The organism is Flavobacteriales bacterium (assembly GCA_021739695.1).
GTDB lineage: Bacteria > Bacteroidota > Bacteroidia > UBA10329 > UBA10329 > UBA10329.
This window is the reverse complement of the sequence record JAIPBM010000002.1, coordinates 1-15,160: the sequence shown is the minus strand read 5'-3', so window position 1 is coordinate 15,160 and position 15,160 is coordinate 1. Positions and strand designations below refer to the sequence as shown.

16 protein-coding genes are annotated in these 15,160 nt (G+C 47.4%); 11 read left to right on the top strand and 5 right to left on the bottom strand.

The features are described from left to right. Positions 1-34: 34 nt before the first annotated feature. The 4 genes from K9J17_01340 to K9J17_01325 all read left to right on the top strand — a co-directional run bounded on the left by K9J17_01340 (position 35) and on the right by K9J17_01325 (position 3,235). Positions 35-1,159: a beta-ketoacyl-ACP synthase III gene (locus K9J17_01340; GenBank protein MCF8275349.1), complete on the top strand. Its 1,125-nt coding sequence runs from the start codon at positions 35-37 to the stop codon at positions 1,157-1,159. Positions 1,160-1,163: 4 nt separating this feature from the next. Further along, on the top strand, positions 1,164-1,622 hold the full coding sequence (locus tag K9J17_01335; protein ID MCF8275348.1) for a hypothetical protein: 459 nt from the start codon (positions 1,164-1,166) through the stop codon (positions 1,620-1,622). Between the two features lie 89 nt (positions 1,623-1,711). Further along, the gene (locus K9J17_01330) at positions 1,712-1,969 is read left to right on the top strand and encodes an acyl carrier protein (GenBank protein MCF8275347.1); all 258 of its coding nucleotides are present in this window, start codon (positions 1,712-1,714) and stop codon (positions 1,967-1,969) included. 54 nt (positions 1,970-2,023) lie between these two features. Next, on the top strand, positions 2,024-3,235 hold the full coding sequence (locus K9J17_01325; protein ID MCF8275346.1) for a nucleotidyltransferase family protein: 1,212 nt from the start codon (positions 2,024-2,026) through the stop codon (positions 3,233-3,235). On the opposite strand, the gene K9J17_01320 is transcribed toward K9J17_01325, so the two are convergent. The 5 genes from K9J17_01320 to K9J17_01300 form a co-directional block, all read right to left on the bottom strand. Continuing rightward, entirely contained in the window at positions 3,206-3,718 is a 513-nt protein-coding gene (locus K9J17_01320; protein MCF8275345.1) for a hypothetical protein, read from the bottom strand. The genes K9J17_01325 and K9J17_01320 overlap by 30 nt on opposite strands. After that, complete coding sequence (locus K9J17_01315) at positions 3,699-4,574, bottom strand: hypothetical protein (GenBank protein ID MCF8275344.1); 876 nt, start codon at positions 4,572-4,574, stop codon at positions 3,699-3,701. The genes K9J17_01320 and K9J17_01315 overlap by 20 nt, the downstream gene beginning before the upstream one ends. Positions 4,575-4,580: 6 nt before the next feature. Beyond that, the gene (locus tag K9J17_01310) at positions 4,581-4,862 is read right to left on the bottom strand and encodes a PqqD family protein (GenBank protein ID MCF8275343.1); all 282 of its coding nucleotides are present in this window, start codon (positions 4,860-4,862) and stop codon (positions 4,581-4,583) included. Positions 4,863-4,923: 61 nt separating this feature from the next. After that, positions 4,924-5,637, bottom strand: coding sequence for a DUF4476 domain-containing protein (locus tag K9J17_01305; protein ID MCF8275342.1), 714 nt, complete (start codon positions 5,635-5,637; stop codon positions 4,924-4,926). Positions 5,638-5,730: 93 nt separating this feature from the next. Continuing rightward, positions 5,731-6,573 carry a DMT family transporter gene (locus K9J17_01300; protein ID MCF8275341.1) on the bottom strand — a complete coding sequence of 281 codons (843 nt, stop codon included), beginning with the start codon at positions 6,571-6,573 and terminating at the stop codon, positions 5,731-5,733. A 170-nt stretch (positions 6,574-6,743) separates the two neighbouring features. On the opposite strand from K9J17_01300, the gene K9J17_01295 reads away from it, so the two are divergent. The 7 genes from K9J17_01295 to K9J17_01265 all read left to right on the top strand — a co-directional run. Then, the gene (locus K9J17_01295) at positions 6,744-7,715 is read left to right on the top strand and encodes a deoxyhypusine synthase family protein (protein MCF8275340.1); all 972 of its coding nucleotides are present in this window, start codon (positions 6,744-6,746) and stop codon (positions 7,713-7,715) included. An 85-nt stretch (positions 7,716-7,800) separates the two neighbouring features. Continuing rightward, the gene (locus K9J17_01290; GenBank protein ID MCF8275339.1) at positions 7,801-8,958 is read left to right on the top strand and encodes a collagen-like protein; all 1,158 of its coding nucleotides are present in this window, start codon (positions 7,801-7,803) and stop codon (positions 8,956-8,958) included. After that, on the top strand, positions 8,958-10,115 hold the full coding sequence (locus tag K9J17_01285) for a collagen-like protein (GenBank protein MCF8275338.1): 1,158 nt from the start codon (positions 8,958-8,960) through the stop codon (positions 10,113-10,115). The genes K9J17_01290 and K9J17_01285 overlap by 1 nt, the downstream gene beginning before the upstream one ends. Positions 10,116-10,126: 11 nt before the next feature. Continuing rightward, entirely contained in the window at positions 10,127-12,631 is a 2,505-nt protein-coding gene (locus tag K9J17_01280) for a hypothetical protein (GenBank protein MCF8275337.1), read from the top strand. Beyond that, a complete protein-coding gene (locus K9J17_01275; GenBank protein MCF8275336.1) occupies positions 12,631-13,848 on the top strand; it encodes a gliding motility-associated C-terminal domain-containing protein in 1,218 nt (405 codons plus the stop codon). Before K9J17_01280 ends, K9J17_01275 begins: the two co-directional genes overlap by 1 nt. Continuing rightward, a complete protein-coding gene (locus K9J17_01270) occupies positions 13,845-14,879 on the top strand; it encodes a PorP/SprF family type IX secretion system membrane protein (protein ID MCF8275335.1) in 1,035 nt (344 codons plus the stop codon). Before K9J17_01275 ends, K9J17_01270 begins: the two co-directional genes overlap by 4 nt. 14 nt (positions 14,880-14,893) lie before the next feature. Next, positions 14,894-15,160: hypothetical protein (locus K9J17_01265; protein MCF8275334.1), on the top strand; the 267-nt coding region annotated here is incomplete at its 3' end.

The following is a 15,160-nucleotide window of genomic DNA, read 5'->3' as shown; positions in this document are numbered from 1 at the left end:
GCGGCTTTTTAGCCGCCCCATTTAGATTGCGAAGTTGAAGGAAGTCTACATTACAGCATTAGCCAAGTTTTTGCCGAACGAACCTGTTTCTAACGATGAAATGGAGTCGCATTTGGGCATGATAGGTGGAAAACCATCTCGAGCACGCAGGATCGTGCTGCGTAATAATGGCATCCGATCAAGGTATTATTCACTGAAAGCAGACGGAACGCTGACGCATACCAATGCAGAAATGGTGGTAGAGGCGGTTCGTGCCCTTGGCATTCCAGAATCAGAGATTGAATTGTTGTCTTGTGGAACATCTGCTTCTGATCAGACGCTTCCATCGCACACCGCTATGGTTCATGGTTTGTTGAACAGCCAAATGGAGATCATGTCACCATCTGGTGCGTGCTGCTCTGGAATTCACGCCATGAAATTCGGTTATCTGAGCATAAAAGCTGGGGAAACCAGCAATGCGGTATCTGCCGGTTCTGAGCTCATTTCGCCAATGATGATGGCGCGGAACTTTGAAGCAGAATCGCGTTCAGAATCAGAATTGGAAAGCAATCCATTCATCGGTTTTGAAAAGGATTTTCTGCGCTGGATGCTTTCAGATGGTTCTGGTGCAGCCCTCATGCAAGACAAGCCGAACGAGAATGGAATTTCCTTGAAAATAGAGTGGATTGAGAGCAGATCCTACGCACATGAGTACGAAACGTGCATGTATTCGGCTTCTGATAAACGCGAAGATGGTTCGGTCAGATCTTGGAAAGAATTTGAACCTACAGAATGGCTGGATCATTCTGTGTTTGCCATGAAACAGGATGTGAAATTGCTTGGAAGCACCATCGTTCCTTTGGGCGGAAAGTACCTGACAGAAATTGCAAAGCGCAGAAACCTGGATGTTTCATCGGTAGATTATTTCCTTCCTCATCTTTCTTCAAACTTCTTTCGTAAGCAGGTTTACGATCAATTGGTGTCAGATGGTATGGAAATAACGGAGGATAAGTGGTACACCAATCTTGTAGAGGTTGGCAACGTTGGTTCTGCTTCCATATACATCATGCTTGAGCAACTGTTTAATTCTGGAAAGCTTCAGAAAGGGCAAAAATTGCTTCTTATGGTGCCTGAAAGTGCCCGTTTCTCCTACGCTTACGCGCTTCTAACTGTTTGCTGAAAACATGCTCGTTGGCCGAGAAGACGTTCTGAAGTTCATCCCGCAACGAGCACCGATCGTAGTCGTTCATGGCTTGATCTCTCATTCGGAAAACATCTCCATCTCCGAATTTCATGTAGAAGAAGGACATCTTTTTGTTCGTGACGGAAAATTGTTGCCTTCAGGATTAATGGAGAATATCGCTCAAACTTCGGCTTTGCGGTCTGGTTATCATTTCTCGCAACAAATACAAGTTGGTGGAGAGATGAAAGAACCACCCATCGGCTTTATAGGCGCACTAAAAAACTTCCTTGTACAGGACTTGCCTTCAGTTGGTTCGGTGCTGAAAACCAATGTAACGGTAATGCACGAAGTAATGGGCATGCAAGTGGTAGAAGCTTCGGTTCAGTGTGGTAGAAATGTGATAGCAAGCTGTGAAATGAAGATATTCTTGAGTCAGGAAAATCAAGGAACAAAAGCGTAAGTGGTTCCCACTTTTAATTGGGGTGCCGAGGAACAAGGCGGGGGATTAGATTTATTTAAACAAATTCGCATCAGAATACACAACAAGCAATGGCAGCAGAATTGATTGAAAAGTTGAAAGTTCAGATCATTGAAACCCTCAATCTGGAAGACCTTACTCCGGCAGATATTGATGCCAACGATCCATTGTTCGGTGATGATGGAATTGGCTTGGATTCCATTGACGCCTTGGAGCTGATTGTGCTTCTGAACAAAGAGTTCAACATTCAGATCGCGGATCCAGAAGAAGGAAAGAGCGTGTTCTATTCCATCAAAACCATGGCCGATTACATTCAGGCCAATTCTTAGAAATTCCGTCATTCTCGATTTGAAACTTCTGTTGGCCGCCCAACTAGGGTTTATGTGCTATATTTCGAAGTGGAGATAACGGCCGTTGATCAACTTATTTTTTTAGGCAGCAAGCTGCAACTAAGCGAAGACGAACGCAAAACAGTTGCGCGTTGCTGTGCCGAAATAAACGATTGGAATCTGTTGGTCACGCGTGCCATCGGAAGCCACATTGCCCCCATACTTTTTCAGACGCTTTCAGAAGAATCAACCAAAGCGTTGGTTCCACCTGGCGTTCTTAGCAAATTTTCGAACCTTCAGAATCAGGTGCTGGTTCGGAACATGCGATTGCAGCAGGTTTTTTTGGAGATGCTCGATCTGCTAAATGAAGCTCAGATTCCAGTAGTACCGCTCAAAGGAATTTACCTGAGCGAGAAGGTTTATCGTAACCTGAGTTTGAGGCACCTTAGCGATATTGATGTGCTGATTAAGAAAGAGCATCTTCAACGAGTTTGCGAATTAATGCAGCAGCGTGGTTGGGATGCAAAGTGGGCGCAAGGCTATTCGAAGACCGAGGCTGAGCACTTCGCCAAAGCCCATCCTTGTACGTTGGTGAAGAATGGTATGCAGATTGAGTTACACACACATCTTTACGATGGAAATCAGGGCGCGAAAATTACCTCAATTGAACTTTGGACTAAGACCGAACCGGAGGATTTCTTAGGTTTTTACATCCATCAATTTTCTCCCGAGTTGCTTGCGCAGCATCTGTGTCTTCATTTACACAAGCATCTTTTCGGACCGGATATGAAGCTGTTGAGCTTTTGCGACATACGGGAATTCCTTCTTCAGCATCCTGAATTTGATTGGAAGTATTTTGGCGATCTGTGTATGAAGTATGATTGTGCTGAGCCTGTGTCGCAGGTTCTGTTTGTCTGTCAGAAATATTGGCACGTAGTATTGCCTGCTGAATTTAGTCTTGGACAATTTGATTTTTATGAAGCAGATCAACGATTTGTGAACCATTATACTGGAAGGCATGCTGATCGAGCGGTTTATCATGAAGCTCGAATGACCACAATACAGCGAAGGATTACGAGTTTGGATTCATCAACCGAACGAATTGCAGTTGTGTTTGGAATCATTTTTCCAGACGCAACATTCATGCGTTCGCTTTACCGTTTGCCAGAAGGTCAGTGGTTGTGGCCATGGTACATCTATCGACCAATGCAACTCAGCTATAAATTGGCATTGGCGCTAATTGGGAGAATTGCGGCCAAAAAGTAACCGAGCCAAGCGTTTGCTATAAGACCGCAAGCGAACCAGTATGCGGCAAAAAACTTGCGGAAGTGGTCGCAGAAAAACCATCAAACTGGCGTAAAAACGGGAATAGCTAGATTCAAGCGATCGGACGCGGCCGTTCCGTTCAACTGTTTTCAGAGTTCCAAGGTAGTTGCCTTCACCTATCAATTTATCAGGCCGTAGAACGCTATCTCCTTGCGCAATAATTGACCTTACTTTATTTGTGAAAACGATTTTGACCAAGCGATGCGCCAACCACCTTCCTTCTTGTTCAAACACAATGATTTCCCCAGGTTTGAGTTCGTTGAAAGGAGTTTTCATCACCTGAGCCACATCTCCAGCACGTAGAAAAGGGAACATACTTACGCCATCAAGACGAAAACGCACAAGCACACCGGACGAGAGCAATTGATCGCCAATTTCCTTGGCTTCCTCTAAACCGAGCGCTTTATGCGTGTCGGAGTTCATGATCATGAATTGCGGTAATGACCGTTTCGTTAGGCACAAATCCCAGAGAAACAGTTGAGATATGTTCAGCCAGTTCGCTTAGAAAATGGAGGTGATGTTCGAGCAAGGTTTTGCTATAACCATGCTGAATACAATTGGCCGCCAAAGCCGCTACAGCTTGTGCTCCACCTAGTTCAGACGCCTGATTTTCGGGAGCGTGATGGATGATATAGGCTGCGCTCAGTTTACACGACCGAGGTTCATCGGCATAAAACATGGGCGTGTTGTACAGATAATAGCCATCAGCTTCTTTGCGGATGATCAATCGGTCGTCATTCAGCACTTCGGCACCAGCATCAAACCAAATGCGCGCCATGGTGCTTTTCCCTTTTCCGGAAACACCCGTGAAAATGCGCCCGGTTCCGTTTTCGCAAGTCCCAGAACAGTGGATCATGATCGAATCGCTGTTCACCGTCAGGTAATACATCAACAATGGCCCGAGCGGATATTTGAGAGGAAAGATGACCGTTCCGGTTTCGTTTTCTGGAGCGATGTAAACGTTCCAATGCTTGAAATCAGAATCGGTGGTACAGATCTGCTGAAGCTTTCCCGGTTCATCTGGGTCGTACACGCGGAAACAATAACCGCTCGCGTAACGTGCCACACTCCAAAGTTCGCCCGTTGGCATAAACGCCCGATAAAGATGCGTGTCTGGCAACTCTAGCGTTTCGCTCAAATACGGAAAGGCATTCACGGTCAGGTCGGCCAAGCGATTTGGCTCGTTTACAGCAAATGGCTCGTAACCTTCATCCAATTGGACAATGGCTCCTTCCATTGGGTTGATACGGATAAGGAAATTGGCAATCTGAACTTCCACAGGAATTTAGTCGTTGATGAGGTATTCGCTTAAGTTGTTCAGAAACTGCAACACATCGCTCGTTGCGGTTTCGTCATCAATGTCGAATTCAGCCACTACGCTTGCAACCACTTCTTCGGTGGTGTTGCACGTGTCGAGCGATTCCCAAATAAAGGAACCCACTTCATTCAGCGTAAACATTTCGTTCAGGTCGGCCACATTTCCTTTTAAGGGAACAAGCACAGTTTCCTCACCCACGACACGCACAGCCAATTCGTTTTTTGATGCTCGAAGTTTTTGAATATCCATCTGAAAATTTGAACATGTAAACTAACGAAGAATGGCGGAATCAGGGCTCGAGCTTTTGCGGTCAATTCCTTTCCGCAATAAACTTAGTCAGGTCGTCCTGATAGCTTTTGAAGGTAAACGCGTTCACCACGCGGTAGTAATTCTGCGTGTCGATGCAATAATCGAACGCATATTTGGCCACCATCAGTTTCGAATCATCATAAGTGAAAACACCAAGCAATTCAACGATCTGGTCGGCACGGAAACATTGCTTCGATTTCACCATCATCTTGGCCTGTTTCTCCATCGAATCTTTGAAGGTGGCCGCTTTGATCAGCTCTTTTATTTCGGCCATATCTTGCGGGGTAACCTCACAAATTGGCTGCGGAATGGGCACTGCTTGCGGTTCTGGAACGGGCTGAGGAATGGGAACCAACTCAATGCCAATGCCTCCGATCAGATCGTGTAATCGAAAAGCGCTGCTGAACAATTGCAAGGCATCATAAACATCATAGAAATTCTCAGGGTCGATAACTCGTTGGTAGCTGCTAAAGGCAAAATCGATTCGATAAGGATCTTGCCCCAAAATCTGACATACCTGAAAAACCTGTGCACTGCTTAGGCAGAACGGTTCGAATTGCTGCATGGCTGTCCTGAATCGGGCAGATTCCTGCGGCAAACCGCGAAGTTGTTGCAATTGTGTTTGGAACATCCGAGGGTTGATCTGTCCTCGGCAGTTTTGAGCCTCTAGGTTCAGCGAGAAAATGAAAAAGGAGAAAAGAAAAATGTATCTCATTGGATATGATTGCTTACTGATCGGAAGTTCGAAATTACGCCAAATTCCTCTCCTCGAAAGGAGTTAGCGGAGGTCATTCCGTTTTTCCAAACTTCAAAGTTTGACCAAGATAATTCCGATCATCACAAGAACGACACCGATCAATCGGGTTTTGCTGAAGGTCTCTTTCAGGATCATGTAACCGGCAAAAGCGCCAAAAACCACCGAAGCTTCGCGCACAGCTGCAATCCGACTGATATCTGCAATCTGCATGGCATACAGGATGATCAAGTAGCTGCTCGTGGCAATAACGCTGATGAGTAGAACGGGCTTCATCAGCGTTCTCAATGTCAAACGCATTTCGGTTTTGTGTTGCGTAAGCACGTATGGAAAAAACAGAAAAGTGGAAATGATCTGCGATGCTGCCAAAACGGGAATCGGGTGAATATCAGCAACCAGTAATTTATCGATGATGGTGTAGCTCATGATGAACCCTCCGCAGACCAAAGCGAGGAAAATGCCTTTTGGCGATGTGGCTGCGCGGTTCCTTTTGTACGAAAGGACGCCAATTCCTGTCATCACCAAAAGAACACCGAAGGCGGAAATGCCATTTAGGAATTCGTGTAAGATGATCAGCGAAAGCAATACCGAACCAGCAATTCCGCTTCCTCTCACAATCGGATAAAGTGTGCTGATGTCGCCATTCTTATACGTAAAAGTGAGCACGAAACCGTAGATCGCATGCAGCACACCGCTGGTCACCAAAAGCGTGATCAGCGTTGGGTTTAACTCCATATCGGCTAGAAAAGGAATAGACAAAAGTCCAGTTGCGATGGAGCTGACCAAGAAAGAGAGGTAAATGATGCTGTAATTGCCTGCGTGCTTCTTGGCGATAAAGTTCCAAGATGCATGCAGCAGCGCACTGATAAGCACCAAAAGGAACGTGAATGTTGACACAAGGCAAAGGTTGGCTTTTACCGTTTCAAGATGGAACGCATTGAAATGTTAATCAGGAAAGTTTCTAACACGTTTTTCGTTTTACCCTTTTTCATTTTTCCCCAATTCGTAATTAGCTCCGCTGAACTTCGTTTCGGATATTCGCGCCCAATTCGTAATTCGAAACCACTATGAAAGGACCGATTTCCAAGTTTGCAGAAGAGCACTTCCGACATTTCAACGCAGCCGCATTGATGGACGCAGCCAAAGGCTATGAAACCCATTTGGCGGAAGGCGGAAAAATGATGATAACACTGGCTGGCGCGATGAGCACAGCTGAATTGGGCCGCTCGTTGGCAGAGATCATCCGCCAAGGAAAAGTGGACATCATTTCATGTACGGGTGCCAATTTGGAAGAAGACCTGATGAACTTGGTGGCGCACGATCATTACAAGCGCGTTCCGCATTACAGAGATCTTTCTCCGCAGGACGAATGGGACCTTTTAGAAAATGGCTTTAATAGAGTTACAGATACGTGTATTCCAGAAGAAGAGGCTTTTCGCAGATTGCAAAAGCACATTTTTAAAGTGTGGAAAGATGCGCAGGATGCGGGTGAGCGATTCCTTCCGCACGAATACATGTACAAGATTCTTCTGAACGGAGACCTCGAACAATACTACCAGATCGACCCGAAGAATTCGTGGATGCTGGCGGCTGCCGAACGCAATCTACCCATCATCTGTCCAGGTTGGGAAGACAGTACGATGGGAAACATCTTTGCTTCTTATTGCTACAAAGGCGAGCTGAACCCATCCACTATCAAATCGGGTATCGAATACATGATGTGGCTTTCAGATTGGTACATCCAAAATTCGAGTGGGAAAGGAGTTGGATTCTTCCAAATTGGTGGTGGAATTGCAGGCGATTTCCCAATCTGTGTAGTACCAATGCTTTACCAAGATCTTGAAATGACTGATATTCCTTTTTGGAGTTATTTCTGCCAGATCTCTGACAGCACAACGAGCTACGGTTCATACTCTGGAGCCGTTCCAAACGAGAAGATCACCTGGGGAAAATTGGATATTAACACACCTAAATTCATCGTTGAATCGGATGCTACGATTGTAGCTCCGTTGATCTTCGCTTGGCTGCTTGATTGGTAAGCAGCCATCAACCTGATTTTGCGTTATCAGTTTCGTGAAATCTGTTGACATTCTATTACCTTCATGCCTTCTCAACCCCGAGATTATGAAGTTTACTTTACGACTGACCTTTTTTTGGTTGATGATTTCTTGCTCCGTTTTTGGGCAGGACAACATGGGTATTGGAACGCTAACGCCTGATCCATCTGCTATTCTGGAGGTGAAAAGCACAGATAAAGGCGTGCTGCTTCCCCGATTGACATCTGCGCAGAAGAATGCCATTTCCAGTCCTGCACAAGGACTTTTCATATTTGACATCACTACTGAATCGTTCTGGTATTATGACGGAACGCAATGGATTGAGGCCTTGGGGCCAACGGGTCCGACAGGCCCTCAAGGTCCTCAAGGTCCGCAGGGAATCCAAGGTCCAGTAGGACCACCGGGAGCTGATTCTTTTGTTCCAGGTCCAACAGGTCCTCAGGGCCTTCAAGGCCCAGCGGGAATTCAAGGCATTCAAGGACCCATTGGACCAACCGGCCCACAAGGATTGCAAGGGTCTCAGGGTCCACAGGGTCCAACAGGAATTCAAGGAATCCAAGGGCCAACAGGAGCACAGGGGTCGCAGGGGCCAACCGGCCCGCAAGGGTTGGTTGGTGCAACTGGCCCGCAGGGAATTCAAGGTCCGATTGGCCCTACAGGTCTGCAAGGGATTCAAGGCCCGGTTGGACCATCAGGTTCCGCTAGCTATAATCTTTCATTTACCTCTAATCCCGATGGAACATACAGTCTGACGGACGATGGTGGAACGCTTACCACCACTTCGGGAAGTTGGTTGACCACAGGAAATTCTGGCACAAATCCAGCCACTAATTTCATTGGAACCACAGACAATCAACCCTTGGTAATCCGAACCAACAGTACAGAGAAAATGCGTGTTTTGGGCAATGGAGATGTTTGGGTTGATGGGGCCAAACCCATTCAAATTCGAAGGTTTTATTGCAATGGCTGCGATAACCCGAACCGAAATACCGGAGTGTCCATAGCAGATTATATCGCGGTGATCGGTGGTTTCTATCCAACCAGTAATAGCGATACGGAAAGTACACGGGCAAGAATGTATGCAAATGGTGGAACTTGGTGGTTTAAGGGCGATACCGAAGGTGCGAACAGTGAAGACTGGAGTGTAGATGTCGTTTTCATTAAGGTGGAAATAGTAGATGACCAACGCCCTGGGTCATCAAACGGAGGAGGAACAGGATTTTGATGAAGCTGCTGATTTCCATAACGGCTCTATTATTCTTGCTGATGCCAGCGATGGCGCAGCAGAGGGTTGGTATTGGAACATTGACACCGGATCAAACGGCTCAATTGGAACTATCGTCCGTTGATAAAGGCGTGCTTATTCCAAGAATGACCAGCGCGCAGCGACAGATGATTCCGAATCCAACGAATGGACTGCTTGTATTTGATGTGACCACGGTTGGTTTCTGGTATTTTGACGGTATACAATGGGTTCAGCCATTTGGTCCTACGGGTCCACAAGGACCAGTCGGAATTGTTGGGATTACAGGACCCATCGGACCACAAGGACCTACCGGCTTGTCCTCGAATATTGTAGGGCCGATTGGCCCAGTTGGTGTCACCGGACCCCAAGGGCCGCAAGGAAATTTAGGAATTACTGGCCCTCAAGGTATTGTTGGAGTTGTTGGAATTACTGGCCCGACCGGATCACAGGGGCCAGTCGGTGCTGTTGGTTTACAAGGAGTTGTTGGAGTTCTTGGTGCAGCGGGTCCCATTGGTGCTACCGGTCCTCAAGGAGCAGTCGGGATTGTCGGCTCGGCTGGACCACAAGGACCTGTTGGAATTGCGGGGCCCACGGGTCCGGTGGGACCTCCAAGCTTCAACACCGCTATTGCAATGGATGCAAACGGCATCTTAAGTGTGACAGACCCGTCTTCTACTTTGAGCGCAACACAAGCAGCTTGGGTGTTAGCTGGAAATGGAGGAACCAACCCCACCAACAATTTCCTCGGTACAACCGATAATCAAGCACTGAATGTCAATACTTCGGCAACTGAACGTATGCGTGTTTTATCTAGCGGAGATGTTTGGGTTGATGGAGCCAAACCATTTATGCTAAGACGATTCTACTGTAATAATTGCGATAATCCGAATAAGAATACAGGTGTTTCTACCACGGATTATGTTGCTTGGGTTGCTGGGTTTTACCCAACAGGCGATGACGGAGATTCGCATTCTACAAGGTCGAGAATGTATACCAGTGGAGGAACATGGTGGTTTAAAGGAGATCTGGAAAGCCCAAGCGATGAAGATTGGAGCGTGGATGTACTGTTTGTGAAAATTGAAATGACTGACGACCAGCGCCCAGCATCAGCACAAGGTGGAGGAAGCGCATTCTAACAAAAATGAAATTGAAACACGTTATATCAACCATCTTCAGTTTGGTTCTTCTCGCTGAAGTTCAGGCACAGCAACCTAACATGGGTGTAGGAACTTTGAACCCAGACCCGTCTGCCTTATTGGAGCTGCAAGCAAACGATATGGGATTCTTGGTCACGAGAATGACCACCACTGAAAAATTGGCGATTTCTTCTCCTGCAACTGGGTTGCTGGTTTATGATTTAAGTACTCAGTCATTCTGGTATTTTGATGGAACAGTTTGGGTGGAAGCAATTGGTCCAATGGGCCCTCAAGGTCCACAAGGACCTACAGGTCCGCAAGGCATTGCCGGAACGATCGGTGTTGATGGAGTAACAGGACCTACCGGACCACAAGGCCCTCCCGGGGTTAATGGCACTCAAGGCGTGAATGGTGTAACAGGACCGCAAGGCCCACCTGGATCAGCTGGGCCAGCTGGACCGGCCGGTCCAGCAGGAGCTGCAGGATTGAATGGTGCGCCCGGTGTCACAGGCGCAATTGGACCAGCTGGCCCTGCTGGCGCAACTGGTCCACAAGGAGCCGCAGGACCGATAGGTCCGACTGGAGTCGCAGGAGCTAATGGTATCGATGGTGCAACTGGCCCACAGGGGTTGATTGGTCCGACAGGAGCAGGATTACCTGGCCCGACAGGCCCGACTGGGGTCGCAGGAGCTAATGGTATCGATGGTGCAACTGGCCCACAAGGGTTGATTGGTCCGACAGGAGCAGGATTACCTGGTCCGACTGGCCCTACAGGTCCTCAGGGAGTTACTGGAAATCAAGGGGCAACTGGTCCGATTGGTTTAGCTGGCCCAACAGGTCCGCAAGGCCCTACAGGAAACCCAGGAGTAGCAGGTGCGACAGGCTCTATAGGCCTCACTGGGGCAACCGGTCCAACAGGCGCAGGAATTCAGGGTCCAACTGGCCCAGTGGGTGCAACCGGTCCTGCCGGAGCGGTCGGCCCCACGGGTGCTGGACTTCCGGGTCCAACAGGTCCGATTGGACCGCAAGGGCCAACCGGTAATCAAGGAGCCACTGGACCCGCAGGGCCACAAGGTTCTACTGGAGCAGTGGGCGCTCAGGGTCCAATTGGTTTGACCGGATCAACTGGAGCTATTGGGCCATCGGGAAGTGTCGGAGCAACAGGTCCACAGGGAGCGGCAGGTCCTCAAGGAGTCGTAGGCCCTACTGGACCACAAGGTTTGATCGGACCGAATGGGTCAACCGGTCCTGCAGGCCCAACTGGTGCTCAAGGATCGCCTGGTTCTACTGGTCCTCAGGGTCCACAAGGACTTCTTGGACCGACAGGTTCACAAGGAAATACTGGCCCCGCTGGTCCTACCGGAGTAACTGGCCCTTCGGGATCAATTGCTTCAGGAACCATTGGCCAAACGTTGAGGCATAACGGAACTACATGGGAAGCGACAAGCAATCTGTACAACGACCCAAATACTAACAACATTGGTGTTGGTACGACTACTGCTACGGTATCATTTCAAATTGCCACCACAGATGCGTTGGGCGTGCCTGCGGGAACTTCTGCGCAACGACCTACCGGCACAATCCCTACAGGTGCAATGCGGTGGAATACAGATCTTGGTTCGATGGAGGTATATAACGGATTTGCATGGTTGAATATCAATACACCTCCAATCGGATCTACGTACATACAGTGGTCTCAGGCTGCTGACCCGAACGTTATCTATCCGAATACGGTTTGGGTATTTGTTGACATTTCCAACGGCAGCTTTATTCGAGCAAGAGGTGGAGGTGCAAACGTTTCTACAGCTGGTGCATTGACAGGGGCGGTGCAATCTGACGCGTTTCAAGACCACACCCATTCTGTCACGGGTTCTACAGCCGGTTCAGGAGTGTTGAATACATCAGCATCTGGAGCCCATACGCACGATTGGGGTGGTTGGTGGAGTATTGAGGATTCGAGACAGTATTCAGCAGGAACTGGAAATGGAGACGGTCAAGGAAATACCATTTCTGATGGCTCATTCTGGTGGGGCGGGGTAAATGGAACGGCTTCCGACTACACCAGCCGTGCAAGCTCTTCTGCAGGAAGTCACAATCATAGTGGGTCGACTTCTGGGGCAAATCCCTACTCAGGTAATATTTGGATTCCTTATGATGACAATTTAGATGGAGACGCATGGAACATGTCATCAGCTGGAAACAACGGAAGCACTTGTGGAAGCACCTTTAATGGAGACGAAACAGTTGGAAACTTCCTTGGTCGTTTAGGTGATAACTGTATGAATCATAATCACACGATAACCGCTGACGGCTCTCATACACATAATACAGATTTGTATGCACACCGACATTGGATCAAGCAGCGCCCTACGAGTAACGGCCCAAATCATCAACATACATTGCCTGACCATACTCATGCATTGAATGTTAGCGTGAATGGTGCGGCTACTGGAACAACTGCTAGCGAAACACGACCAGATAACGTTGCCGTCATTTTTTGGAGAAGGATAAACTGATGAAACATCTGCTTCATATCATTCTGTTCGTTCTGCCATTCGTTGTGAGTGGCCAGACCGAGTTTGTGATCAATAAAGGAACTGACATCAGAATTAACCCAGGTTGTCAGGTAATCTTTGCTGAAGGTGGAATGCAAAATGCCGCAGGACAACTGTCAAACGCTGGAGAGTTGGTAGTTGAAGGAAGTATCTTGAACGATGGCCTTTTGGCAGGGGGAACGAATTCTGGGATTTATCGCGTGCAGAACGACATAGAGAATAATGGCCAAATGCAACCTGGTCAAAGTCTATTTGAACTTTATGGAGATGACCAGTTTCTAAGGGGTTCACAGCAACTCAATTTCTATAATTTGACGTTGGTTGGAACGGGAATAAAATACATGCTTCAAGATATCACAACCGGTGGCACGCTTGACCTCACCGATCGAGAACTTTCTGCTGGAACAAATACCGTCTATCACACAAACACCGCTGCTCCAACCGTTCTTGCGCTGCACGATCAAGGTTTTGTGAGTGCCAATGCAGGCGGAGGTCTGTCTAGGAAGACCAATAGCCAACAAGATTATTTTTTCCCTGTCGGTAGTACCATAAATAATTTCAAAATCAGGCCCATAACCATTGCACCGAATGGTGGTGACAACACCTTTAAAGTTCGATACGTTCCTGGTCCGACACCCAATTCAACACAACGGGGTTCTGAATTGTACTACGTGAATCCGATTTTTTACCACGATATGCAGCGCACTGAAGGTTCTTCAGCAGGGGCAATAACAGTTTTTTATGAAGAAACGGAAGATGGTTTTTTTGAAACGTTGGCACACTTAGAATCAGATCTGTGGCATGAAAACACTGGAACCTTGGCCGGTCCGTTGCTCGGTTCTGGCCCAGAGTTGATTTCCTTCAAAACGCCAGATTGGGATTTCAGTACACCCGAAATTGCACTAGCTGCGTTGGCCACAGATCTGTTCGTGCCAAATGTCTTCTCTCCCAATCAGGATGGTCGCAACGATGTTTTTAAACCTCGTGGAACTGAACCATTTGATTATGAGATGAAAATCTACGACCGCTGGGGAAATTGTGTGTTCGAATCGACCGAAATAGATCGTGGTTGGGACGGTACTTTTAAAGGTCAGGCTATGAACAGTGCGGTGTTTGTCTATGTCATTACTGCTGGAGGCGAATTGGTATCCAAAGGAAATGTCACACTATTGAGATGAGATTTCTCTTCACATATCTGCTCATTTTTGTTACGATGGTCGTTTGTGGACAAGACGTTCATTTTGTGCAATTCACCGAAACGCCACTGCTTCTAAATCCGGGTTTGACAGGTGTGTTTGATGGGACTGCGCGGGTGATTGTGAACTACCGAGATCAATGGGCAACGGTAGATGCGCCTTATAGAACCTTTGGACTGAATTATGATCATCGTATCACTCCAAAGAAATTGAAAAAGAAGGCCAGTCTTGCCGTGGGATTAGCGGCCTATAGGGACGATGCGGGCGATCTCGGTTTGCACACAACATCTGCACTTATCAGCCTCGCAAGCACATTAAATCTGACGAGGGAACAGTTCATCACTGCTGGAATTCAAAGTGGAATTCTATACCGAGGTGTGGATATGAGCAACGCCATCTGGGGCAGTCAATACGATGGAGATAATTACGACCCTACAATTGGATCAGGCGAAGTAAGTTCTTTCAATTCGTTCATTTCTCCAGATGTATCCTTGGGATTTTCCTGGAATTTGAATAAGCCTGACGGTGCAGGGCCGTTTCGCGATCTTCAAATACGTGCAGGAACTGGTCTTTTCCATCTGAATAGACCTGTCCAAAAATTCAACCTGTCGCAAGACGACCATCTTCATATGCGATGGACGATTCATGCAGATGCCATGATGGGAGTTGGAAGCGGAAGAAGTTACATCGTTCCCATGTTCCTTTTCCAACTTCAAGGCCCTTCAACTGAAGCTGTTTTCGGTGCATCCTATCGCTTTTTGTTTAAAGATGCAGCAAGGGTAACGGGATTTATAAAAGGAGGCGCAATGAGCATGGGTCTCACTTATAGATGGGGCGATGCACTTACACCGATTGTAAGCGTGGAGTACCTTTTCATGCGGATGGGTGTAAGCTATGATGTGAATGTGTCCAAACTTCGTCAGGCAACCACTTTTCAAGGTGGATTGGAGATATCGCTCAGGTGCATCATTGCCGAAGGATTCTACTACACTGGAAGACAATCCAAAAAATAGTTCAATATTTAGGCATGAAAAAGCAGATTCTACTTGGAATATTCTTGACGGTCAATGCTTATGGTAGCCTTGCCCAAGACAATAACGTAGGTATCGGAACTACAACTCCCGACCAAAGTTCTGTGCTGGATGTGTCGTCTACCGAAAAGGGAATGTTGGTCCCACGATTGAATTCCATTCAGCGTTTAGGCATACTTTCTCCAGCACAAGGACTTCTCGTTTACGATACAGACATAGATTGTTTCTTCTTTTATAACGCAGCAAGTTCCACTTGGCAAAGC

Bases quoted from the DNA above. Each gene is read 5' to 3' on its own strand.
- K9J17_01310 (MCF8275343.1), bottom strand. From the start codon at position 4,862: ATGGATATTCAAAAACTTCGAGCATCAAAAAACGAATTGGCTGTGCGT.
- K9J17_01270 (MCF8275335.1), top strand. From the start codon at position 13,845: ATGAGATTTCTCTTCACATATCTGCTCATTTTTGTTACGATGGTCGTT.
- K9J17_01335 (MCF8275348.1), top strand. From the start codon at position 1,164: ATGCTCGTTGGCCGAGAAGACGTTCTGAAGTTCATCCCGCAACGAGCA.
- K9J17_01330 (MCF8275347.1), top strand. From the start codon at position 1,712: ATGGCAGCAGAATTGATTGAAAAGTTGAAAGTTCAGATCATTGAAACC.
- K9J17_01285 (MCF8275338.1), top strand. From the start codon at position 8,958: ATGAAGCTGCTGATTTCCATAACGGCTCTATTATTCTTGCTGATGCCA.
- K9J17_01305 (MCF8275342.1), bottom strand. From the start codon at position 5,637: ATGAGATACATTTTTCTTTTCTCCTTTTTCATTTTCTCGCTGAACCTA.
- K9J17_01320 (MCF8275345.1), bottom strand. From the start codon at position 3,718: ATGAACTCCGACACGCATAAAGCGCTCGGTTTAGAGGAAGCCAAGGAA.
- K9J17_01275 (MCF8275336.1), top strand. From the start codon at position 12,631: ATGAAACATCTGCTTCATATCATTCTGTTCGTTCTGCCATTCGTTGTG.
- K9J17_01290 (MCF8275339.1), top strand. From the start codon at position 7,801: ATGAAGTTTACTTTACGACTGACCTTTTTTTGGTTGATGATTTCTTGC.
- K9J17_01295 (MCF8275340.1), top strand. From the start codon at position 6,744: ATGAAAGGACCGATTTCCAAGTTTGCAGAAGAGCACTTCCGACATTTC.